The sequence below is a fragment of the Microcoleus sp. BROC3 genome, assembly GCF_036702515.1.
In the GTDB taxonomy this organism is placed as follows: Bacteria; Cyanobacteriota; Cyanobacteriia; order Cyanobacteriales; family Microcoleaceae; genus Microcoleus.
This window is the reverse complement of the sequence record NZ_JAUBTQ010000020.1, coordinates 102,509-124,854: the sequence shown is the minus strand read 5'-3', so window position 1 is coordinate 124,854 and position 22,346 is coordinate 102,509. Positions and strand designations below refer to the sequence as shown.

Below are 22,346 nucleotides of genomic sequence, written 5' to 3'. Positions count from 1 at the left end.
ATAAGCTCTGCGTTTTTTGAAGTGTTATTTTTGGGCGCTCGCACTATAAATTTATCATACCCTAATTCAGCAACGCCAAAAAGCGCTATAATAATTAATAACTAACGACGAATGACAAATAACTATGGTGCAATTAACGGCAAAAATCTCTGCTAACGAGTTAGCAAATTTGGCTGTAGATTTGATTCGGAAAACAGGTTGCGAGTACGGTGATGTGCGTTTTTGCAGTTACCGAAGGCAGAATCTTTACGCGCGCGATCGATCTTTAAGTCAACTGTCAGATAATGTAAGTTCCGGTTTTGGCGTGCGAGTGCTTCTAGACGGCGCTTGGGGGTTTGCCGCCAGTCACAGCAAAACGCCGGCAGAGGTTGCAAGAATAGTCGCTTTGGCTGTAGAAATCGCTAAAGGCAGCCGCTTGACTCAGAAGGAACCGGTGCGGTTAGTACCAGTCGAAAAATATGTCGATACCTATGTAACTCCCATCGCCATTGACCCTTTTTCTGTACCAGTTGCTGAGAAAGCCGAACTGCTGCTAACTATCAACGAGCGGCTGCTAGCACACGGCGCACAAGGCATCAAAAAAGCTTCTTCTTTTTTGCAGTCAAGCCGCGAAGACAAAGTTTTTGCTTCCACAGAAGGCTCGCTAATCGAACAAACAATCTACCGCAGCTATCCGGGTTTTGGCTGTACGGCAATTGCGGGCGGCGATGCCCAAAGTCGCAGTTACGAACGCCCGCCACTTAATATCGGTTACGAACATATTAATCCCGATGATTTTTTGAGTCAAGTTGAAAGAGTTGCTGCCGAAGCTATTGAGAAAGTCCGCGCTCCTAAAATCCCTGCTGGTATTTGCAAATCCCTGATTCTTAAGCCGACCAATTTGTTTTTGACAATCCACGAATCAGTAGGACATCCAACTGAATTAGACCGGGTTTACGGCTACGAATCTAATTTTGCTGGCACGAGCTTTGCTACTACTGATAAGTTAAATAAACTGCAATACGCTGCACCTTGGGTGAATTTTAAGTGCGATCGCACTCAGCCAGGCGGCCGCGGTACAATGGGTTACGATGATGAGGGCGTAAAATCACAAGATTGGTACGTTGTCAAGGATGGGATTTTAGTTGATTATCTCACTGACAGAGAGACGGCTTATCGCCTCGGACGCGGTAGCAGCAACGGTTCTGCTTATGCTGACAGTTGGTCGAGCGTACCGATGGTGAGAATTCCCAATTTGGGATTGGAGCCGGGCCCGGATGGCGGCAGCCATACTGCTACTTTGACAGAGATGATTGCTGATACCGAAGACGGGATTTTAATCGACGGTATCGGTAGTTATTCAATCGACCAGCAGCGGCGCAATTTTCAATTCGGCGGCGATGCTTTTTGGAAGGTGGAAAAAGGTAAAGTTGTCGGTATGTTGAAGGATGTAACTTATCAGGCGATGACTACTGATTTCTGGAATCAAATAGATGCGATCGGGCCGGCTTCGGAGCAGGTTCAGTGCGGTACTAATATGTGCGGAAAGGGCGAGCCGATGCAAGTTGCTCAAATGACTCACGCTTGTGTGCCGGTGCGAGTGAGGGATATTCAAATTGGGTAATAGGGCATGGGGCATCGGTTCTTAGTTATTAGTTAATTGCTAACAATGCCCAATTCCCAATGTCCAATTTGCAATGCCCAATTCGCAATGCCCAATTCGCAATGCCCAATTCGCAATGCCTAATTACTAATCATGATTGTAACAACATCGCCCGCAAGTTTAAGTGAAGACCAAGCCTTATCTGTAGTAGAAAAAGCAGTCAAACTATCCAAAGCAGAGGAAGTATTTGTCAGTCTCTCTACTGGCGAGGAATCTCTTTCCCGCTTCTCGGAAAATCAAATCAGCCAAAATATTAGCAAAACTGTATTTAACCTGAGCATTACTAGCTATTTTGGCAACAAAAGCGCCTCTGCTGCTGTTACAGAATTTGATGAAGATGCGATCGCCTCCGCAGTCAAGCGATCGGAAGAATTGGCCCGAATTGCGCCGGCAGACCCCGAATGGATGCCGCTGCTGCCGCCTCAAACCTACGATTTGCGATCGCCCGCCTTCGACGCAGCAACGGCAACTGTATCGCCTCTAGCGCGGGCGCAAATGGTGCAGCAAGCGTGCGCGACATCCTCCCAGGGGGGCGCTCATGGTTCGGGCACTTTGAGCACTGATGCGTCGCTGTACGCGATCGCCTCGTCAACCGGACTCCGCGCCTGCAATCAGTCTACAGAGGCGGATTTCAGCTTTACGGCTCGCGTTGAAGACGGTTCTAGTTGGGCTCAGATCACTGCTTGGAGTATCAACGAATTGCCGATCGCCGAATTAGCAGAACAAGTGCTCGATCGGGCGATCGCATCTCGCAACCCGCGCCCCATCACTCCCGGCGTTTATCCGGTAATCCTTGACGGCGCTGCTTTTGCGGGCTTGCTACCGTGGGTGATTTGGGGGCTGGATGCGAGGGCGGCGGATGAGGGACGATCGTTTATGTCGATCGCCGATGCAGAGGGAAAACCAGCGGGAAACCGCGCGGGGGAACAAATTTTCAGTCCGTTAGTGCAAGTGCAGCGCGATCCGGCTCATCCTTTGTTGCGATCGAATACTTTTTTCGGCGACGGATTGAGCAATAACTATTTGGAAATCATCAAAGATGGCGTCCCTCAAAGTTTGTCTTATTCCCGCTACTGGGCCGCACAAAAAGGCAAAGAAGCAAAAGGTGCTTATTACCCGATCGTGATGACAGGTTCCGACCAAAGTTTAGCAGATTTAATTGCTCAAACCGAGCGAGGAATTTTCGTCAGTCGAGCTTGGTACGTGCGCTACGTTAATCCGAAAACATTGGAAGTAACGGGAATGACTCGCGACGGTACTTTTTGGATTGAGGATGGCAAAATTGCTTACCCGATTAAAAACCTACGTTTCAATCAAGTTTTACCTGATATGTTGCGCGATGTGGATGCAGTTAGTGCGGTGAAGCGTTACGGCGGTAGTGTCGTGCCCGGAGTGCGCGTGAAAGCTTTTAATTTCACGAGTATTACTGATAGTTTGTGACTTGCAAGGGTGAGGTGCGCGGAAACCCACCCGGAGGAGTCGGAATTATTCATATCTCTCTTCTCTTTATCTGCGTAAATCCGCGTCCATCCATTGTCATCTGCGGTTAATACATTCTCTTTTTTAAACCGCAGATGAGGGCAGATAAACACAGATTAACGCAGATGAATTAGAGGAATTTCGGTTGCACCGTCGGTGATTGTTGACTGTTGACTCGATTTTACAATTCCGATGGTACCGGATTTGATATAATTTAGGGCGCTCGATAAAAACCAATTCCCAATTCCCCATTATCAATGAATCAATATTTTGCTACAGTTGCGCGCGGTTTAGAAACAATTGCCGCCCAAGAATTAGAACGTTTAGGGGCCCAGGATGTTAAGCCAGATTTTACTGGGGTTTACTTTGCGGGCGATCGCGCTTTATTGTACCGCGTCAATCTGTGGTCGAGAACTATTTTTCGAGTGCTAATGCCGATCGCCGAATTCCGGTGTTACAACTCGGATATGCTCTACCGCGAAGTGCAAAAAATCCCTTGGGACGAATACTTAGATCCCGAAAATACTTTAGCAGTAAACTGCACCGGTGGCAACGAAAATTTGAACCACACTCACTTTACAGCTTTGCAGGTCAAAAATGCGATCGCCGACCAACAGCGCCTTCAATTTAACAAGCGTTCTAGTGTCGATGTAGAGCATCCCGATTTGCTAATTAACATTCACATTCATCAAGATAGAGCTATTTTAAGTTTAGACAGTTCTGGCGGCAGTTTGCACCGCCGGGGATATCGACCGGCGATGGGGCTTGCTCCCCTCAAAGAAACCCTAGCTGCGGCTTTGTTGGAGATGGCAGAATGGACCCCAGATTTGCCGTTTTTAGACCCGATGTGCGGTTCGGGAACTTTGCCTTTGGAAGCGACTTTAAAGGCCTTGAATATTGCACCTGGATTGTTTCGAGAAAAGTTTGGATTTATGACTTGGCGGGATTTTGACGAACCTTTGTGGGATAAATTGTGGGCAGAAGCTGAAAACAGCGAACTGCCGGAACTTAAAGAGGTGATTGCAGGGTGCGATCGCGATTCCGATATGTTAACTCAAGCTCGCACTAACGCGCAGCAAGCTGGTATTTCCGGTAAGATTCAGTTTGCTCAAACCGAGCTATCTCAGTTGGAAGCGCCCGCAGACAGAGGCGTTCTGATTTGCAATCCTCCCTACGGAGAAAGGCTGGGAGATGCTAGCGAATTGGGAGATTTGTACAAGATGTTGGGGGATATTTTCAAGAATCGTTTTAAAGGTTGGAATGCGTTTATTTTGACAGGAAATAAGGAGTTGGGGAAAAAGGTGGGACTCAGGACATCGCGGCGAATTCCGGTTTTTAATGGATCGATTCCGTGTACTTTGCTCAAATATGAACTGTATTAAATCTTTATAGGATATATTCACGACACTTGGCAATAGCCAATATTAATTGGAAGAGGTTAGGCTGAATGCAAATTTTTGAAATTGACGACCACCAGCTCATTTTAGGAGATGTGTTAGAAGTGCTTGGCAGTAAAATCCAAGACAACTCAATTGATTTAATTTTTGCCGATCCTCCCTATAATATTGGCAAAAATTTCAATGGTCTTAAAGACAAGTGGGAATTTGAAAAAGATTATTTAGAATGGAGTTATAGTTGGTTAAACTTATGTGTTAAGAAGCTCAAGGATAACGGCAGTTTGTATCTAATGGCGTCAACTCAAAGTATGCCATACTTTGATTTATATTTGCGCGATCGTTTAACAATCCTTTCTCGAATAGTGTGGTATTATGACAGTTCGGGCGTACAAGCAAAAAATTTTTACGGTTCTCTGTACGAACCAATTTTATATTGCGTCAAGGACAAACGAAATTATACATTCAATTCCTCCGATATTCTGGTTGAGGCAAAAACCGGATCTGTTAGAAAACTAATTGACTACCGCAAGGCTACACCATCAGTATATAATTCTAAAAAAGTTCCAGGTAATGTGTGGGAGTTTCCGAGAGTGAGATATCGTATGCCTGAGTATGAGGAACATCCTACCCAAAAACCAACATCATTGTTAGAAAGAATTATCAAAGCCAGTAGTAATGAGGGCGACGTTGTACTAGATATATTTTCGGGAACTTTTACAACATCATTTGTTGCCAAGCAGCTTAAAAGAAAGTCAATCGGCATAGAATTACAAGAAAAGTATCTACAAATAGGATTGCAGAGGTTGCAAATTACCCCGGATGAGAGTGAAGAGGCTCTCATGTCTGAAGTCAACTCCGGTGAAGTTTCGCCACAGCAGCTAACACTAAACTTACAACTCTAATAAAAATGGAACATGAATTTACAAAAATAATTAAGACCATTTTAGAGGATAAGTTTGGCGACGTGGGGTATCAAATATTGCGTGAAAGCCAGCTAATTTTATATTTGAATATAAAGACTAAATCTTCAAATAAAGGCTCAAAATCAAGAGGAAGTTTTGCTAACTTATACGCAATCTATGTTTTAGTTGAAGATTATTTGGTGAAAAATTTTGCTCGGACAGGAATGTATTCAGATTATGAAGGTGCAGTTTATACGAATCTTTTTAAGAGACAGCGTGAATTACCATTCGGGCAAAAGCTTCAAAATCATGGCTTGAACCATAGGATGAATGAAGAATTTAAAAAATATTTTCCCACTTGTGAGTTCATCCCAATTTTGAGAAATCAGAAAAATAACAGGTATTGGTTTAACGAAAATTTATTAAAAGTTAAAATCAATGAGAATGAGCACAATATAGCAGAAACAGTAATCCACATAATTGATGCTTACGTTGAAGCTAAGAGAGATAGCTTTGAAAAGTTTATTCAAATTTGTAAAGATGCTCAAAGATTGACAGAGGTTCAAGTCAGAGAATTTATAAAACAAATGGTAGCGCCAAATGTAGATGCTCGAATTTTCGAGATAGTCAGCTACAGTATATTAAAATACTACTACAATGACCGAGTTATTTATTGGGGTTATGCACTAGACAGACTCCAGCAAGAAAATTTAAAGCTGTTTAAAACAGGTAGGACAAATGCTAATGATGGGGGAATTGACTTTGTAATGAAACCCCTAGGACGTTTTTTTCAGGTGACTGAAACTGTAGATGTAAATAAATATTTCCTAGACATTGATAAAGTTGAAAGGTATCCGATAACATTTGTAGTTAAATCTTTAGATTCAGATAGTAAAATTAAATCAAAGATTGAAGCACAAGCTCGAAAGCTGTATTCAATAAATGCTATAGTATCTCAGTACATGGAATGTATAGAAGAAATAATAAATGTTCCTATTCTGATAGAAAGATTTGAACAAGCTGTTGCCAAAGGGTACTTAAGCAATATATTGAGCGAGATTATTAAGCAGAGCAGATTAGAATTTAATTATGAAGATGAGGAAGAAAGTCTAGAAATGGAACTATTAGACGTTTCTCTAGAAGATGAATGATTCAGTCATAAAGTCCGCTTGCTTTAGACAATTCTTGTTTCCTTACCTTTAACATCTACACAGGCAACAAAGAAACGTGAGCGGAAACAATCTTCCACCCTTGAGGAAACTTCCGCCACATCTGACTCTGCCGCCCCAGCCGCACCACTCCATCCATTACACGGCGAAATTCCAGCGTCACAGCCGCCGTGTCTGCATCGAAAGTCACGACTTTGAGGTTGAACATTTCTCGATCGACATTTACAGGCGATCGTCCTTTACGAAAAGCCCTCACCTCATCACTCCCGTACAGGTTCTCCGTCACCCCAAACCGCACAACTTCCGGCGCATCCCAGAACAAATTATCGAGAGTTTCAATATCGTTCGTACAAAGAGCTTTTTCGTATTTTAAATATAGTTCAGTTAACTCAGCCACCACAGCAGAATCATTGATAACAGTCATTCGATTTTAGATTTTAGATTTTAGATTTTAGATTGACACCACGGATAAATCCGGGGGCTTGAGGATGCAAGGATTTTGGATTTTGGATTGATTCCACGGATACATCCGGGGGCTTGTAGCATCAATAAATTATTGGTCATAAGTTGTAGATTTTAAAACTCTTAACTTTCACAAGGTGTGTTTGCAATAAGGACTAAATTCCTTATTGCAAACACAACTAATTACTGGAAATTAATGCTCAATTTTGAGCGAAATAATCTTGTCACCTTGGCGGATAGCATTGACGACAGACATATCCTCAGTTTTGCCAAAAGTTGTGTGAACTCCATCTAAATGAGACTGGGGAGAATGGCAAATAAAGAATTGGCTGCCACCCGTATCGCGGCCTGCGTGAGCCATCGATAAAGTTCCTGCCAAATGTTTGTTCGAGTTGATTTCACACTTGATTTTGTAGCCGGGGCCGCCCGTTCCATTGCCTTTTGGACAGCCACCTTGAATCATAAAGTTAGGAATGACTCGGTGAAAGGCCAATCCATCGTAAAAACCTTTTTCCGCCAAGTCAACAAAATTCTTCACTGTGTTAGGCGCATCCGCATCGAACAATTCCAAATTGATTGTGCCTTTGTCGGTTTCCATTATAGCGCGGGTCATGATTTTTCCTTGCTTCCTAAAATGAGTGTGTTGCCTGCGTGTTAATTGCGGACTTCGCTTTTATAGCGACAGGTTTCAAACTGTCGTTATATTGTGGCTTTCAGAAGTGTAGCATATTCGCGCAACTCTCATAGGACTTATGTGCGCTTTCGGAGGAAACCCGGTTTATTGCGAGATTTCGGGTTAGCAAAGCCAATATTTTCGGAGACACGGGGTTTGTTACCCTCTGTCCTATTTTAATTGTTGGTCACTTGCGGGTGATCGGGTTCTTCCTGAATATCGCTCATATTAAAAATGAAAGGAACCCGACTCGAACCTGCGCCCATAACCAGCACTTTTGGCATCTGAGCGCCGCCGCTTCTCCAAGCTTCGATCGCCTCTTTTTGCAGAACTAAATTGCCGCCCTGAGCCTTCAAAGTTTCCGCCAACAGCCTTTGAGCTTCAGCCCTACCTTGAGCGCGGTTAATATCAGCTTGAGCCTGTTGTTCTGCTTCCTGAGCTACATAAACAGCCCTTTGCGCCCGCTGTTCAGCAACCTGTTTCTCCTCAACCGCTTTCGCAAAATCTGTGGAGAATCGAATGTTAACAACGCTCGTATCGAGCACGATTACATCATACTTTGATAGCCTTTCCTTCAGGGCAGTATCAAAGTCTCGCTTCAGTTCACTTCTTTGAGTAATAGATTGTTCGGCGGTTCTGAGTGCAGCCGCTGTTTTAAATGCTTCTTGAGTCTGAGGAGCAATTATTTTTGAGACTATATTCTCCAAAGTTCCTTGAGTTCTTCTGATCTCAACTATTCTCTCAGCATCGAGGCGAAAGTTGATCGCAAAACTAGCATTTAAATCCTGAAGGTCTTTAGTAGCACTCTGGGCGGGAACTTCAAATTTTTGCACTGTTACATCGTACACATCTACCTTGGAGATCAGCGGTGGTCTGAGGTGAAACCCCTCTAACAATGCTCCATCTGTGGCTTTTCCTAAAACGCTAACCACCCCTGCTTCACCTGGATTGATGACGACAAAAGAGTTTAAGGCGATGAGTAGCGCGCCTACTAATAGAATCCCAGCGAGTGCTGATGATATGCTCTGAAAACTTTGATTTTTCAACTTACACGCTCCTTTGTGCTCATTCCATTATAATGGTTAAATAGATTCCGTCGCCTCTCAAGTCTAAAATCTAAAATTACAATCTAAAATAGATGGGGTTGCCTCTAAAGTCTCAAATCTCAAAGGGATTGGCTGATGGTCAAAATTGTTAAATATCCTCGAACTTATCACATCGAAGGTTCGCGTTTCCAGCCGGGAGATGAAGACCTCGACAGCGTGCCATTTAGCGTTTTGATCGATCGCCCTCTAATTATAGAAGAAAAGGTAGACGGCGCTAATACAGGCATCAGCTTCGCACCAGACGGACAAATGCTGCTGCAAAGTCGCGGCCACTATCTCACCGGCGGGCCGAGGGAAAAACATTTTAACTTATTCAAACAGTGGGCTTTCAGTCTCAGCGGAACCCTGGGAGAAGTGCTGGGAAATCGCTATATTCTTTACGGCGAATGGCTGTATGCCAAACACACTGTTTTTTACGATTTTTTGCCCCACTATTTTATGGAATACGATGTACTGGACTTAGAAACCAGTCAATTTCTGAGTACAGAATCCCGCCGCAAGTTGTTAAAAGGACTGCCGTTAGTGTCCGTTCCCGTGCTGTTTTATGGAGTGCTGAAATCTCCCAAGCAAATGATGCAGTTTATGGAAAAGTCTAATTTTATTCAACCTGGACATTTGGAGCGATTGCGTTTGTACAGTCGGGAATTGGGATTAGATGAAGAACGATGTTTGAAAGAGACTGACAAGAGCGATCGCATGGAGGGTCTGTACATTAAAATTGAAGAAGATGGCATAGTAAAGGCGCGTTACAAATACGTGCGCGCCAGCTTTTTGACTGCTATTAAGAATGCCGAAGGACATTGGCTAAATCGCCCAATTATACCCAATATTCTGCGTCCCGGTGCAGATTTATTTAATTTTAGTTAACCAGCAGGTGAATTTATGAATACACTGTTATCGCCCTTGCCAACTTGGACTTTTCCCTTTTGTCCCCAACCGCCCGATTGGTTCCTGGATTGGGACGGTATTCAAAATCATTTCGACTGGATTGACAGCCTTAAAGGATGTCAGCAAGACCCGATTTACCACGCCGAAGGAGATGTTTTTATTCACACCAAAATGGTCTGCGAAGCCTTAATCTCATCCCCAAATTGGCGGCAACTTCCCGAAAAAGAACGATCGATACTTTTTGCGGCCGCTTTGCTGCATGATGTCGCCAAACCAGCCTTTACAAAAATAGAAGCCGACGGCAGAATTAGCTCAAAAGGTCACGCCCGCCAAGGTGCGAGAATGGTCAGACAAATTTTATCTCAATTCGAGCCGCCTGTGCAGTTTGAGATTCGCGAAACAGTTGTGGCGATCGTCCAATTCGGCAGTTTACCCATCTGGCTGATCGACAAACCCAACCCGCAGCAGTCTGTAATTAAAGTCAGTCAAGTTGTCCGCTGCGATTTCCTCGCACTTTTAGCCGAAGCAGACGTGCGCGGCCGCCACTGCGCCGACAAACAAGAATTGCTCGATAAAATACAACTATTTCGGGAGTTTTGTCAAGAAAATAATTGTTTGGATTCTCCCCGGGAATTCCCATCAGCACACAGCCGATTTATCTACTTCCGCAAAGAGAACGGCAACCCGGATTACGAAGCATTTGACGATACTCTATGCGAAGTAATCTTGATGTCTGGCTTGCCGGCAAGCGGAAAAGATTATTGGATTCGGGAAAATCTTCCAGATTTGCCAGTAATCTCGCTGGATGCACTGCGGAAAGAGATGAATGTCCCTCCCGACGAAACTCCCGGCAATGTAATAATGGAAGCCAAAAATAGAGCGCGGGAATATATGAGATTGGGGCGTTCTTTTATCTGGAATGCTACCAACACTACTAAACAAATGCGCCAGCAATTAGTTAATTTCTTTGCCGATTATCAAGCGCGAATTCGCATTGTTTATCTGGAAGTACCTCTCGAAGAAATATTGCGCCGGAATCGATCGCGCACAGCAACAGTACCCGAAGCAGTCATTCGCAAATTAGCTGCGCGGCTGGATATTCCAGACATTACAGAAGCGCATCAAGTCGAGTGGATCGTTAACAATTAATCTCTTTTTTTACCTCAAACTGTTAGAGCCCAGACTTCTTAAAGAAGTCTGGGTTCTGGGTATTAGGTTGACAGTTTCCCTTGAATCATATCAACTCCGGTAGCATCGGAATTAATACTACCCACAGTCAGGACACGGCACTGCCGTGTCCCTACTACAATCGATCGGGGTAGGGACACGGCACTGCCGTGTCCTCGGTATCATTCCGATACCACCGGAAACGATATCAATTAGTTTTATAATTTTTCTCAGTCCAGCAACGCGGCAAAACTTCGCCGGAGGGAAACACTAATTTACCCTTCGGAAAATTCGCTGGCTCTTGCTCTTCTTCACCTGCTTGATTTTGCCCCAATACCTCATTTTTGGCAGGGCTGATTAAACCATCGATATCGAGGATTTCTATCAAGTCGCCTGATTCTTTTTCTTGTAAAAGCATAGTTTCTCCTTGTCAGTTGAATGCGAGTTAGGGTTTGAGGACAACTTTGATGCAGTTGTCTTTTTTGTTGAGGAAAATCTCGTAGGCGTGGGGCGCTTCATCCAATTTCATTCGGTGCGTAATTACGAATGACGGGTCAATTTCGCCTTTTTGAACGCGATCGAGCAACGGCCGCAAATAGCGGTGAACGTGCGTCTGTCCCATTTTCATGGTCAAGCCTTTGTTGAAAGCTGCACCTAGGGGCACTTTGTCAACAAAGCCGCCGTAAACGCCGGGAATTGACACTGTGCCGCCCTTGCGACACGCGAGGATCACTTGTCGCAGGGCAGTGGGTCGATCGCTCTCCAACCGCACGGCTTGCTTGGCTTTGTCGTACAAAGCGTCGAGACCGGTGCCGTGGGCTTCCATCCCCACCGCGTCGATGCAGGAGTCGGGCCCGCGTCCCCCCGTCATTTCGGTGACGGCTTCCCCAGCGTCGATTTCTTCGTAGTTGATGATTTCAGCTTTGGCCGCGGCCGCCATTTGCAAGCGTTCCGGTATGCGGTCGATCGCAATTACTCGATCGGCCCCCAGCATAAACGCGCTTCTGATCGCAAATTGTCCGACTGGCCCGCATCCCCAAACAGCTACAGTATCCCCCGGCTGAATGTCGCAGTTTTCGGCTGCCATGTAACCGGTAGGAAAGATATCGGTGAGGAACAATACTTGTTCGTCAGAAAGTCCGTCGGGAATTTTTAAAGGGCCGACATCTGCAAACGGAACTCGCGCGTATTCTGCTTGTCCGCCTGCATAACCGCCTGTTAAATGCGAGTAGCCAAATAATCCTGCAGGCGAATGACCGAACATTTTTTCAGCCAGCCCAGCATTGGGGTTGGAGTTGTCACACAGCGACCACAAATCGCGGTTGCAAAAAAAGCAACTGCCGCAAGAAATAGTAAAAGGAATCACGACGCGATCGCCCTTTTTTAAGTTCTTGACTTGGCTGCCGAGTTCGACTACTTCCCCCATGAATTCGTGACCCAGAATGTCGCCGGATTGCATCGTCGGGATGTAGCCGTTATAGAGGTGCAAATCTGAGCCGCAGATGGCTGTAGTTGTGATTTTAACTATCGCATCGCGTGGGTTGATAATTGTTGGGTCTGGTACATTATCAACTCGCACATCATTTGCTCCGTGCCAGCAAAGAGCTTTCATTATTTTTTTCCTCTAGTTAACTACTAGCTAGCAAATTTTTGATTCTAAATCTTACCTTTACTAAGCTGATAAATTACTCGCTTGGATGTTTTTAATTTTAAGCATATAAAATATATATTCTCTCTATCCAAGGTATAATTTACAAATCTATCTTCCGGCTGTTTTCAATACCAAAAATGTAAAGTTTAGGCCCCTAAAGTGCGGGAAATTTTACATTCTTGTTTTAACCGCCAACAGTTATAGCAACCGCGCCCGACGGTTAGGACGTTCTTAATTGCTAAAATCCTTGGGGAAGATTGCAACTTCGGTCTTCGTTCAACATCTGCTAGAACAGCTAATAACGAGATGGATGAGGTTGTTTTTGTCGATCGGCGATCACTTTTATCTCACAACAAATAAAACTTCTCACTTAATCTCACTAAAGCCGATGTCTTGGCTCACTTTAGATAAAGAGCGCCCGAAAACTTCTCAAGTAAAAGCGGGTTGATCGATTATTAAGTAGGGTGCATGACTTTTGTATCGCTCCATACTCCACCTGAATCTGGAGAATTACGCACCCTGCTTAAGAATGATTAATAGTCAAATATTGTATCATTAGTTATAACTAAAAGCCGAGCTTGCGGTAAAGTTGTTAAAGATTAAAATTTATCGATCGCCTTTTATGCCTTACACTGCATCTACCCCAACAGATCCCAATCAACCCAACATCCGCAATGCCGACCACCGCTTACTAGAATTCACCAAGCTAACTCCGATGATGCAGCGGTATGTGGAAGTGAAAGAACAGTATCCCCACGCACTTTTATTGTTTCGAGTCGGAGATTTTTTTGAGTGTTTTTTCCAAGATGCAGTTACTATTTCGCAGGAATTAGAACTTGTTTGTACGAGTAAAGAAAGCGGCAAGGAAATCGGCAGAGTGCCGATGACAGGAGTGCCGCACCACGCCCTCGACCGCTACACGTCAATGTTAGTAGAAAAAGGCTATGCTGTGGTAGTTTGCGATCAAGTTGAAGATGCCTCGATTGCTGCTAAAGAAGGTCGTCAAGTCAAGCGAGAAATTACCCGCATTCTCACTCCCGGAACTTTGACTGATGACGGAATGCTCAAACCCAGACAAAATAATTTTTTAGCAGCAGTCGTCATTGCTGGGGAACATTGGGGATTGGCTTATACAGATATTTCTACGGGAGAATTTGTCACTACCCAAGCAGATAGTTTAGAGCAATTAACCCTAGAATTGCTGCGTTTGCAACCTTCGGAAGTCTTGGTACCGACTAATGCGCCGGATTTGGTGACGATGTTGAGGCCAGGAGAGAAATCAGAGCATTTGCCCGATTGTTTGCCGAATTCGTTTTGCTATTCTTTGCGATCGCAAATTCCGTTTAGTTTGTCCGAAGCAAAACAGAGAATCCTGCAAAAGTTCAAAGTGCGATCGCTCGAAGGCATGGGATGCGGGCACCTTTCCCTCGCAGTGCGCGCCGCAGGCGGTTTGCTGCAATATCTCGAAGAAACTCAAAAGGAAAAAGCAGTTTCTTTGCAAAGATTGCACACTTACACTCTCACCGATTTTCTCATACTCGACTACCAAACCCGCCGCAATCTCGAAATTACTCAAACAGTGAGAGATGGAGTTTTTCACGGTTCGCTGCTGTGGGCTATAGACAAAACCAGCACCGCAATGGGAGGTCGCGCTTTGCGCCGCTGGGTGCTGCAACCTTTGCTCAACATTAAAGGCATTTGCGCCCGACACGACACGATTCAAGAATTAGTAGAAAATAACGGCCTGCGCCAAGATTTGCAGCAGTTGCTTCGCCAAATTTACGACATCGAAAGACTGACAGGCCGCGCCGGTTCGGGAACAGCTAGCGCGCGAGATTTGGTCGCTTTAGCTGATTCTCTGGGAAAACTGCCGGCATTAGCCTCGATCGCAGCCCAAGGACGATCGCCCTATTTGAAAGCGCTGCAAAATGTACCGCCAATTCTAGAAGAATTAGCAAATACAATTCACGCTCATTTAGTTGATGAACCGCCGATTCTTTTAAAAGAAGGAGGTTTGATTCGGTCGGGAATCAATGCCATGCTAGATGAAATGCGCCAAACTGCATCAGCAGACCTAGCATGGGCGACTAATTTAGAGCCAAATGAACGAAAACGCACCGGAATTGCTAATTTAAAAGTAGGCTATAATAAAGCTTTCGGCTATTACATCAGCATTCCGAAATCGAAAGTAGATCAAGTGCCGAAGGACTACACCCGCAAGCAAACACTCACCAATGAAGAACGCTACAGCACTGAAGAATTAAAAGAAAGGGAGGTGCGAATTCTGACAGCGCGGGAAGATTTAAATCAATTGGAATACGATATTTTTGCTAAAGTGCGATCGGAGGTAGGAGAACACGCCGAAATTATTCGCAACGTTTCCCGCGCCGTGGCGGCGGCCGATGTTTTGTGCGGTTTGGCAGAAGTAGCAGTTTACCAGAATTACTGCCGCCCGACTATGACAGAAAGTCGGGAAATTAAAATTATTGAAGGTTGTCACCCGGTGGTGGAAAAGTCTTTGCCGCCCGGATTTTTTGTACCTAATTCTGCTTTTTTGGGTCGGGAAGAATCGCTAAACCGCCCAGATTTAATTATTTTAACCGGGCCGAATGCTAGCGGGAAAAGCTGCTACTTGCGGCAGGTGGGTTTGATCCAGTTAATGGCGCAGATGGGCAGTTATGTACCTGCGAAAGCTGCGAGTTTGGGAATTTGCGATCGCATTTTTACCCGCGTCGGTGCAGTAGACGATTTGGCAACGGGTCAATCTACGTTTATGGTGGAAATGAACGAAACTGCAAATATTCTCAATCACGCCACGCCACAATCATTGGTTTTGTTAGATGAAATTGGCAGGGGAACGGCGACGTTTGACGGACTTTCGATTGCTTGGTCTGTGGCAGAATATTTAGCAACTGAGATTCGGGCGCGGACAATTTTTGCGACTCACTATCACGAGTTAAATGAGTTAGCTTCTATTTTAGATAATGTCGCAAATTATCAGGTGACAGTGAAAGAATTGCCGGATCAAATCGTATTTTTGCACCAAGTTCAGCCGGGAGGTGCTGACAAGTCTTACGGAATTGAAGCGGGGAGATTGGCCGGTTTGCCGCCGTCGGTGATTGACAGGGCGAGACAGGTGATGAAGCAGATTGAGAAACATAGCAAAATTGCGATCGGGCTGCGGAAAGGTGTTAAAAAAAATGGCCAAAAAGAGTGTGAGGGCGAACAGTTGGATATTTTTGATGATTGAAATTTCCGGTGGTAAAAAAAGTTTGTAGTAACTTTTATATTGCACCATTTTCAATAAGCCTTTGAGGGGCGGGCAGGATGCCCACCCCACAAGAAAATTTAATTTTTGTGGCACAGGCATCCTGCCTGTTCTTGAGCATGGTGCAATATCTCAGTTACTACTTTTACAACAAACCAGGAACGCTGCAACAACTCTAACGTCCATTTTGCAACTTTCTTACCTCTTTGTGTACGCTCATCCCAATTTCCAAAGCCTCATTCAACAATCGCCCGTATTCAGTCGCCCGATCGCTCACATCCAGCGCCATCAAAGCAGCCAAATTACTTTCAATATTAGTAAATAACTCGTAACGGCGGCAGATAAATTTCTGATTTTCCCTGAGAATCCTCTCTGTTTTCAAAGCACAGACTAAACTTTCTCTAGTAATTTTTAATGCTTCAATTGCATCTCCTCGGTTAATTAAATTGGCTTGTAAATTGCCAGCATCCGTTAGGCGATCGATAATATCTAAAGCCTGAATCACCTCATGATACTTCTCCACTTCATCCAGCAGACCCGCTAGCGTTGCCAGAGGCTTTGCCTTAACCCATCTATAGACATTCCAAGCCACAGTAATCGCCAGCGACAAACCCAAAGTTATTTGTAAAACCCGGACAAATATCTCAGCATCGCTAAATGAACCAACATTATGTTTATTAGCCAGCAAAGCCACAGGAAGTGACACAACCAATGTCAAGCAAAATATCAGCAACTCATTCAACAAAAGAGAAAACAGCTTTTTCCCATTTCGTAATGCAGCAGATCGGTAAAAATCCGCTGCAAAACCGTCGCTCAAAGCTATTCCGCTCAAATCCTCCAACTCCTTCTCAGGAATTTTTAACTGTTCCCAATCCGCTTGTATCACTCTTCAAAATCTCCTTAAAGTGGGATTAATTACGATCCTCCTAGAGACATAATTGATTGCCACAGACTTAGATAAAAATTGCTTTCTCGGTTTCGGAACAGTTCAAAAGCTTGGCCCGGTGCGCCAAAAAAGGGTCTTAGCGTCCATCCCAACTGACTGCCAACAAACGCATAAAGTCCCAACCAGAAGCGCAAAATATTTAGCCTGATGTCTTTGCCTTCCGCATCTTGTTCGGACAGAAAGTGCATTCCTTGATAAATGAAACTTACCCCCAAAAATCCTGTAATTGCCATGATAGCAACATTCAGCAACAGATAAAAAGTGTAATTGGTACTGCTGATGAGAAAAAACAGACTGACAGGTGCAAATCCAAACAGCAAAATGCTAATCATCGCCATCGCTGTCATCAACAATGTCAAATACTGTTCAAACGTTCGTTTTGAACCAAACATTACATTAAAAAAGTATAGGGTGGGAAAGCAGATAATCAGCGTCAGCAAGTAAAGTGCTGGCAGCTTAATTGCTGAAACCAGACATTGCATCCACGTACTAGATGCACCTAATATCGCTCCGTAAATGCCAAAAAATACGGTACTAGAAATCAACAAACCGAAAATTTTAGATTTGAGCTTGACACCTTGGCGAATTTCTTCGAGAAACTGTTGCCGTTCCCGCAGCAAATACATTACTACTGAAAAATATTTCACGAGTTCTCCTTGTGACTGATGCGACTCCAAATCTGTAATAGCTCAAGCTGAGTGCGCTTGGCAAGCTTGTCAAATCAGGGCACTCTATGTTAACCAATTATTGTTGCACCCAGCTCACCACAAGCCAGAGGTGGAGGCGTTTTGAGAGATACTTGCAAAGCTAAACGGCTCAAACTGAATACACCTATGCTTTGTATTCAATTTTTATTTATTTGTCTCCCACGGCAGCGGCGGACAAAAACTAGAGTCACGTTATTGGCATAGTGTGAATGAAGCAAAAGTTTGTCACGACCGGGACTTTCGGGGTGAAAGCCGATCGCACGAAAGCGGCTAGAATCTTCCTAGCAGAGTTCTGGATTAGATGAGGGTGAGTAGGTTAATAATTGCGTCTAATTGTGAGATTAAAGGGGTCATATCGTAGAAATATCCTAGAAATGTTGGATAGAGTAGCTGAAAGTATTGATATTGGGTTACTTATTTTGAACGGGCAGGGTAAAGTGAAAACAACTGCCTCGATCGGGTACGGAGTCTACCCAAATTTGACCGTAGTGGGCGCGGATGATGCCTTGACACAGGGACAGTCCAATGCCGTAACCGTTGGTTGATTTATCTCGCTGCAAGCGAAAGCTGTCTTCAAAAATGCTCTCGCAATTTTCTTCAGGAATTCCCGGGCCGCTGTTGCAAATGCTGACTTGAACTTTGTAAGCGGTGCGGTGGAGAATTGAAAGATTAACAGTTCCTCGGTCTGGCGTGTACTTGCTGGCGTTGTCAAGCAAGTTGACCACGACTTGTTTGATGCGATCGGGATCGGCATAAATCAAGGGCAAATCTGTGGGAATGTCTGTTTCCAAGTTCAGACTTTTCTCCTGAAATTTGTCTTGAAACTGCAAGATTACGTCTTGACAAATCGCCCCCAGTTCGATTTTTTTTGGTTCAATGTGAAGTTGAGCGTTTGTACCCCGGGCTGCTTCCAGGATATCTGTAATCATGCGATCGACAATCCGGATTTGGCGGCGGGCTTGTTTCATCAAATGAGCCGCCAGAGTCGGTGTCAAACGCGGCTTTTCCCCCTGTTTCACCTTCTGACTTGACTCAATAGTCTCCAAAGCCAAAGATGCAGCCGTCAAGGGATTGCGCAAGTCGTGAGCTAGCATCGCAATAATCCGGTCTTTCAACTGCAATTGCTCTTGCAGGCGTTCTTTTTCCTGTTTGAGGCGAAAAACTTCATCGGAAAGCTGCAGGAGTTCGGCGGCGCAAGCAACGGAATAGATGGGTTTTGGGTTGGCTAGAGTTGCAGCTAGAGCTGGGGCCGACTGCTGCCCAGGTGCGTATTCTTCTACAGAACGCTGCCAGCGGGGCCACCAGTGTTCGAGTTGGGCGATCAAATTGCTGCCGGCGAGAGTTTGTCGCGGCTCGGGATGAATTTTGAGCAGCGAGGGAGTGGCTACAAGTTTAAAGTGTTCGGCTAAATCCGGCTGTTCTCCTACGTCGATGATTTGAAGCTCAAAGTCGCACTTTGCCTTCAAATCCTTTAGGGACTTGCGGATGTGTCTGGTTTGTTCCCGGGAAGAGGGACGCTTGTCTACGAACAGCAAAAGCTGTAGAAGCGGTGCAGAATTTGCCGGCTGTTCGGGAGAACAGTCGGTATCGCTGGTGCTGGGTGTTGGATGGACGCTGTTGAGCTTTTCGATCGGGTGAAAATAATTGACCATTGCCGAGCCGAGTTATTTCACTTCTACTTTAATTTAATACTTACTTTAGATTTGTGCTATTGTCCGATAATTTCATTATGGCGGGCAGATGATATTTTTGAGATGGAATAAAAATGAGTCGCTGCGGGTGGTGGTTCAAGTGGCGGCCGCCTTTTTTGTGCTGTGCCTGTTGCTGACGCTGCACCGCTACTACAGCTTTTACGCTACTTACGACCAAGGCATTTTCAATCAACTTTTTTGGAACGGCACTCGGGGTCACTTGTTTGAGAGTTCCCTCTCTTCGGCTTTGTCCACTAATGTGGTTCACCAAAACCAGCTCCCGTCCGTATCTTACTACCGGTTGGGGCAGCATTTCACCCCGGCGCTGATGCTGTGGCTGCCAATTTACTCGCTGTTTCCCTCCCCCGTCACTTTGACTGTGTTGCAGGTGACTTTAATTACGGTGGCTGGAGGAGTTCTCTGGGCTCTCGCCAGACACTATCTCGAACCAAAGCTGTCGGCGACAATTGTTGTGAGCTATTACTGCGCTAACGCGGTCATCGGTCCGACTTTGGGCAATTTTCACGATATTTGTCAAATGCCGCTATATGTCTTTAGCTTGCTGCTGGCGATGGAGAAGCGCTGGTGGCCGCTGTTTGGGATTCTGGCAACTTTAATTTTGGCCGTGCGAGAAGATGGGGGAGTTGTTTTATTTGGCATCGGAGTTTACCTGATTTTGAGCCGGCGCTACCCGAGGACTGGTTTAGCAGTCTGCATACTCAGTTTTGGTTATATGATCGTCCTGACTAATCTGATTATGCCTTTGTTTTCTGCTGACATATCCCAGCGGTTTATGATGGAGCGCTTCGGCCAATATGCCGATGGAGAGGAAGCTTCGACTCTCGAAATTATTTGGGGAATGGTGAGCAATCCCGGGCGGTTGGTGGCTCAATTATTTACGCCGTTTTTTGGTAAGATTAGATACCTGCTTGGCCAGTGGTTGCCATTAGCTTTGGTTCCAGCTTTCGCGCCTGCGTCTTGGATGATAGCTGGATTTCCGCTGCTGAAGCTATTTTTAGCGAAAGGAGAGTCGGTGCTGGCGATTAATATTCGCTATGCGATGACTGTGGTTCCAGGGCTTTTTTACGGGGCGATCCTGTGGTGGGCTAACCGTCAAAAGGAAGAAGATAGAATGGTGAGAGAGGAAAGAATGTTTTTGCGTTTTCCTTCTGCTTTATTTCCTCTGCCTTCGTCTTCAAAGTTTCGCCGCTTTTGGGCGTTTTGCATCTGCTTGTCGCTATTTTTTACCTTCACGTCAAACCCAAATCGGACTTTTTCTTGGATTTTGCCCGATGCGATCGACCCTTGGGTGCAGGTTCCTCTGGTCAGACAATGGCAGCACGTTTTGCAAGTGCGGCCGCTGTTGGCTCAAATTCCTGCTGATGCTAGCGTGGCTGCGACGAATACTATTGTGCCGATTTTGTCAAGCCGCCGGGAAATTCTCAGGTTTCCGATGTTTGAACTGCGCAATGATGCGGGGAAGGCAGTGAAGATGGAATATGTAATTGCCGATATCTGGCAGTTGCAGCAGTATCAGCCTGCGTTTCGGCGAGAACGCCGACAGTTGCAGGAGATTGTACCGGCGATCGATCGAATGTCCAAATCTGGAGAGTACGGAATTGTTGGCTTTGAAGACGGCGCGATTTTGATGCGTCAGGGTGCTGTTTCTAACTCTGCATCGGCTGCTGCTTGGAGCAGTTTTCGCCGCGAATTGGAGCCGATTTTGAAGAAAGGGTAAGCGGGTAGGCGCGATCGCCATTGCTTTCTTCAATCACTCAAATCTTGAGGAAACCTGTTTTTTTTCAGGCAATGGCGATCGAGCAATTTCCTGCAAAAACCAGGTTTATGCATGATTTTCCGTCCTTGTTGCTGCCACAAGTCAGGCCTTGGGCCTCCACTTGCAAACCACTCAAATTAGAGGCTGGTTATTATACAATAAATCTGTTAATCATAAACATTAAGATATATAAAATCTTTGGAGGCGAGAAAAATGAAAATTTTGGTATTGGCATGGGAGTTTCCTCCCAGAATCGTAGGCGGTATCGCCCGCCACGTATCGGAACTGTATCCAGAATTGGTAAAGCTGGGCCACGAAATTCACTTAATTACAGTAGAGTTCGGCCACGCGCCGATGTACGAAGTGGTGGAAGGAATACGGGTGCATCGGGTGGTGGTGGGACACGCCAGGGACTTTTTTCACTGGGTGGCGAACCTCAACCAAAGCATGGGCCACCAAGGCGGCAAACTGATGCTGGAGGAAGGCCCCTTTGATATCATCCACGCTCACGATTGGTTGGTGGGAGATGCGGCGATCGCTCTCAAGCATACCTTTAAAGTACCGCTAATTGCCACGATCCACGCCACCGAATACGGGCGCTTCAACGGCATCCACAATGACGGGCAGCGCTACATTAACACCAAGGAAAACGACCTCGCTTACAACGCTTGGCGGGTAATTGTTTGCAGCGATTATATGCGGCGTGAAGCCGAACGGGTACTATCTACTCCGTGGAACAAAATAGAAGTAATTTACAACGGAATTAGACCAGAGAAAAAACCCCGCTGGCACGAATTTGACGCAATGAATTTCCGCCGCCAGTTTGCTGCTGACGATGAGAAAATTGTCTATTATGTAGGAAGAATTAGCTATGAAAAAGGCATTTCTGTATTTCTCAATGCTGCACCTAAAGTAATTTGGGAGATGGGGGGTCAAGCAAAAATTGTAATTGTGGGCGGCGGCAATACAGACCATCTAAAACATTTAGCTTGGCATTTAGGAATTTGGAATAAGTGTTATTTTACTGGGTTCATGTTTGAGGAACATCTCGACAAATTCCAGACGGTGGCTGACTGCGCGGTTTTCCCCAGTCTTTACGAACCTTTTGGGATTGTAGCGTTAGAAAGCTTTGCTGCAAGGGTGCCCGTGGTGGTTTCGGATGCGGGCGGACTTCCAGAGGTGGTGCTGCACACTAAAACGGGCGTTGTGACTCAGGCAAACAATCGGGATTCTTTGGCCTGGGGAATTTTGGAGGTTTTGAAAAATCCGGGTTACGGGCGGTGGTTGGTTGACAATGCTTATGAGGATTTGGAACGCCGGTTTAGTTGGCCGAAGTTGGCGATGGAAACCCAGTGGGTTTATGAACGGGTGGTGGAGGAAAGGGCTGAGGTTGATTGGTAAGAACGCTCTTTTTTGACAGT

18 protein-coding genes are annotated in these 22,346 nt (G+C 45.3%); 10 read left to right on the top strand and 8 right to left on the bottom strand.

What is annotated here, in order from left to right:
- Positions 1–124 precede the first annotated feature (124 nt).
- From QUB30_RS15080 to QUB30_RS15060, 5 genes are all read left to right on the top strand, one after another.
- Entirely contained in the window at positions 125–1,603 is a 1,479-nt protein-coding gene (locus QUB30_RS15080) for a TldD/PmbA family protein (RefSeq protein WP_333334555.1), read from the top strand.
- Positions 1,604–1,735: 132 nt separating this feature from the next.
- Entirely contained in the window at positions 1,736–3,082 is a 1,347-nt protein-coding gene (locus QUB30_RS15075) for a TldD/PmbA family protein (RefSeq protein ID WP_333334553.1), read from the top strand.
- A 296-nt stretch (positions 3,083–3,378) separates the two neighbouring features.
- Positions 3,379–4,503, top strand: coding sequence for a THUMP domain-containing protein (locus tag QUB30_RS15070; protein ID WP_333334551.1), 1,125 nt, complete (start codon positions 3,379–3,381; stop codon positions 4,501–4,503).
- Between the two features lie 65 nt (positions 4,504–4,568).
- Positions 4,569–5,420, top strand: a complete 852-nt coding sequence (gene yhdJ, locus QUB30_RS15065; RefSeq protein WP_333334549.1) for an adenine-specific DNA-methyltransferase — start codon at positions 4,569–4,571, stop codon at positions 5,418–5,420.
- Between the two features lie 5 nt (positions 5,421–5,425).
- A complete protein-coding gene (locus QUB30_RS15060) occupies positions 5,426–6,571 on the top strand; it encodes a restriction endonuclease (RefSeq protein WP_333334547.1) in 1,146 nt (381 codons plus the stop codon).
- A gap of 55 nt (positions 6,572–6,626) precedes the next feature.
- Here QUB30_RS15060 and hpxZ read toward each other — a convergent pair whose 3' ends face one another.
- The 3 genes from hpxZ to QUB30_RS15045 all read right to left on the bottom strand — a co-directional run bounded on the left by hpxZ (position 6,627) and on the right by QUB30_RS15045 (position 8,770).
- The gene (hpxZ, locus tag QUB30_RS15055) at positions 6,627–7,013 is read right to left on the bottom strand and encodes an oxalurate catabolism protein HpxZ (RefSeq protein ID WP_333238906.1); all 387 of its coding nucleotides are present in this window, start codon (positions 7,011–7,013) and stop codon (positions 6,627–6,629) included.
- 231 nt (positions 7,014–7,244) lie between these two features.
- Positions 7,245–7,664 carry a peptidylprolyl isomerase gene (locus QUB30_RS15050; protein WP_333024554.1) on the bottom strand — a complete coding sequence of 140 codons (420 nt, stop codon included), beginning with the start codon at positions 7,662–7,664 and terminating at the stop codon, positions 7,245–7,247.
- A gap of 236 nt (positions 7,665–7,900) precedes the next feature.
- A complete protein-coding gene (locus tag QUB30_RS15045; RefSeq protein ID WP_333334545.1) occupies positions 7,901–8,770 on the bottom strand; it encodes a prohibitin family protein in 870 nt (289 codons plus the stop codon).
- 135 nt (positions 8,771–8,905) lie between these two features.
- On the opposite strand from QUB30_RS15045, the gene QUB30_RS15040 reads away from it, so the two are divergent.
- Together QUB30_RS15040 and QUB30_RS15035 are read left to right on the top strand one after the other, a co-directional pair.
- On the top strand, positions 8,906–9,697 hold the full coding sequence (locus QUB30_RS15040) for an RNA ligase family protein (RefSeq protein ID WP_333334543.1): 792 nt from the start codon (positions 8,906–8,908) through the stop codon (positions 9,695–9,697).
- A 15-nt stretch (positions 9,698–9,712) separates the two neighbouring features.
- On the top strand, positions 9,713–10,867 hold the full coding sequence (locus tag QUB30_RS15035) for an AAA family ATPase (RefSeq protein ID WP_333334541.1): 1,155 nt from the start codon (positions 9,713–9,715) through the stop codon (positions 10,865–10,867).
- Positions 10,868–11,093: 226 nt separating this feature from the next.
- Here QUB30_RS15035 and QUB30_RS15030 read toward each other — a convergent pair whose 3' ends face one another.
- Both QUB30_RS15030 and QUB30_RS15025 read right to left on the bottom strand, forming a co-directional pair.
- Entirely contained in the window at positions 11,094–11,303 is a 210-nt protein-coding gene (locus QUB30_RS15030) for an acetyltransferase (RefSeq protein ID WP_333334538.1), read from the bottom strand.
- A gap of 27 nt (positions 11,304–11,330) precedes the next feature.
- Positions 11,331–12,497, bottom strand: a complete 1,167-nt coding sequence (locus QUB30_RS15025) for a zinc-dependent alcohol dehydrogenase (protein ID WP_333334536.1) — start codon at positions 12,495–12,497, stop codon at positions 11,331–11,333.
- A 661-nt stretch (positions 12,498–13,158) separates the two neighbouring features.
- Between QUB30_RS15025 and mutS the strand changes: the two genes are divergently transcribed.
- Positions 13,159–15,786, top strand: a complete 2,628-nt coding sequence (gene mutS, locus QUB30_RS15020) for a DNA mismatch repair protein MutS (protein WP_333334534.1) — start codon at positions 13,159–13,161, stop codon at positions 15,784–15,786.
- Positions 15,787–15,979: 193 nt separating this feature from the next.
- Here the strand turns inward: mutS and QUB30_RS15015 are convergent, their stop codons facing one another.
- The 3 genes from QUB30_RS15015 to QUB30_RS15005 all read right to left on the bottom strand — a co-directional run bounded on the left by QUB30_RS15015 (position 15,980) and on the right by QUB30_RS15005 (position 19,109).
- Positions 15,980–16,690, bottom strand: a complete 711-nt coding sequence (locus QUB30_RS15015; RefSeq protein ID WP_333334532.1) for a hypothetical protein — start codon at positions 16,688–16,690, stop codon at positions 15,980–15,982.
- Positions 16,691–16,719: 29 nt separating this feature from the next.
- Entirely contained in the window at positions 16,720–17,397 is a 678-nt protein-coding gene (locus QUB30_RS15010; RefSeq protein WP_333334530.1) for an actin-binding WH2 domain-containing protein, read from the bottom strand.
- Between the two features lie 470 nt (positions 17,398–17,867).
- Entirely contained in the window at positions 17,868–19,109 is a 1,242-nt protein-coding gene (locus tag QUB30_RS15005; protein ID WP_333334528.1) for a histidine kinase, read from the bottom strand.
- Between the two features lie 88 nt (positions 19,110–19,197).
- Here QUB30_RS15005 and QUB30_RS15000 point away from each other — a divergent pair, with 88 nt between their 5' ends.
- A complete protein-coding gene (locus QUB30_RS15000) occupies positions 19,198–20,886 on the top strand; it encodes a DUF2079 domain-containing protein (protein ID WP_333334526.1) in 1,689 nt (562 codons plus the stop codon).
- Positions 20,887–21,138: 252 nt separating this feature from the next.
- The gene (locus tag QUB30_RS14995) at positions 21,139–22,326 is read left to right on the top strand and encodes a glycosyltransferase family 4 protein (RefSeq protein ID WP_333334524.1); all 1,188 of its coding nucleotides are present in this window, start codon (positions 21,139–21,141) and stop codon (positions 22,324–22,326) included.
- Positions 22,327–22,346: the final 20 nt, after the last annotated feature.

Excerpts from the sequence above, each read along its gene's own strand:
- QUB30_RS15030 (WP_333334538.1), bottom strand. The coding sequence starts at position 11,303 with ATGCTTTTACAAGAAAAAGAATCAGGCGACTTGATAGAAATCCTCGAT.
- yhdJ (WP_333334549.1), top strand. The coding sequence starts at position 4,569 with ATGCAAATTTTTGAAATTGACGACCACCAGCTCATTTTAGGAGATGTG.
- QUB30_RS15005 (WP_333334528.1), bottom strand. The coding sequence starts at position 19,109 with ATGGTCAATTATTTTCACCCGATCGAAAAGCTCAACAGCGTCCATCCA.
- QUB30_RS14995 (WP_333334524.1), top strand. The coding sequence starts at position 21,139 with ATGAAAATTTTGGTATTGGCATGGGAGTTTCCTCCCAGAATCGTAGGC.
- QUB30_RS15080 (WP_333334555.1), top strand. The coding sequence starts at position 125 with ATGGTGCAATTAACGGCAAAAATCTCTGCTAACGAGTTAGCAAATTTG.
- QUB30_RS15040 (WP_333334543.1), top strand. The coding sequence starts at position 8,906 with ATGGTCAAAATTGTTAAATATCCTCGAACTTATCACATCGAAGGTTCG.
- mutS (WP_333334534.1), top strand. The coding sequence starts at position 13,159 with ATGCCTTACACTGCATCTACCCCAACAGATCCCAATCAACCCAACATC.
- hpxZ (WP_333238906.1), bottom strand. The coding sequence starts at position 7,013 with ATGACTGTTATCAATGATTCTGCTGTGGTGGCTGAGTTAACTGAACTA.
- QUB30_RS15025 (WP_333334536.1), bottom strand. The coding sequence starts at position 12,497 with ATGAAAGCTCTTTGCTGGCACGGAGCAAATGATGTGCGAGTTGATAAT.
- QUB30_RS15000 (WP_333334526.1), top strand. The coding sequence starts at position 19,198 with ATGATATTTTTGAGATGGAATAAAAATGAGTCGCTGCGGGTGGTGGTT.
- QUB30_RS15035 (WP_333334541.1), top strand. The coding sequence starts at position 9,713 with ATGAATACACTGTTATCGCCCTTGCCAACTTGGACTTTTCCCTTTTGT.
- QUB30_RS15050 (WP_333024554.1), bottom strand. The coding sequence starts at position 7,664 with ATGACCCGCGCTATAATGGAAACCGACAAAGGCACAATCAATTTGGAA.
- QUB30_RS15075 (WP_333334553.1), top strand. The coding sequence starts at position 1,736 with ATGATTGTAACAACATCGCCCGCAAGTTTAAGTGAAGACCAAGCCTTA.
- QUB30_RS15070 (WP_333334551.1), top strand. The coding sequence starts at position 3,379 with ATGAATCAATATTTTGCTACAGTTGCGCGCGGTTTAGAAACAATTGCC.
- QUB30_RS15060 (WP_333334547.1), top strand. The coding sequence starts at position 5,426 with ATGGAACATGAATTTACAAAAATAATTAAGACCATTTTAGAGGATAAG.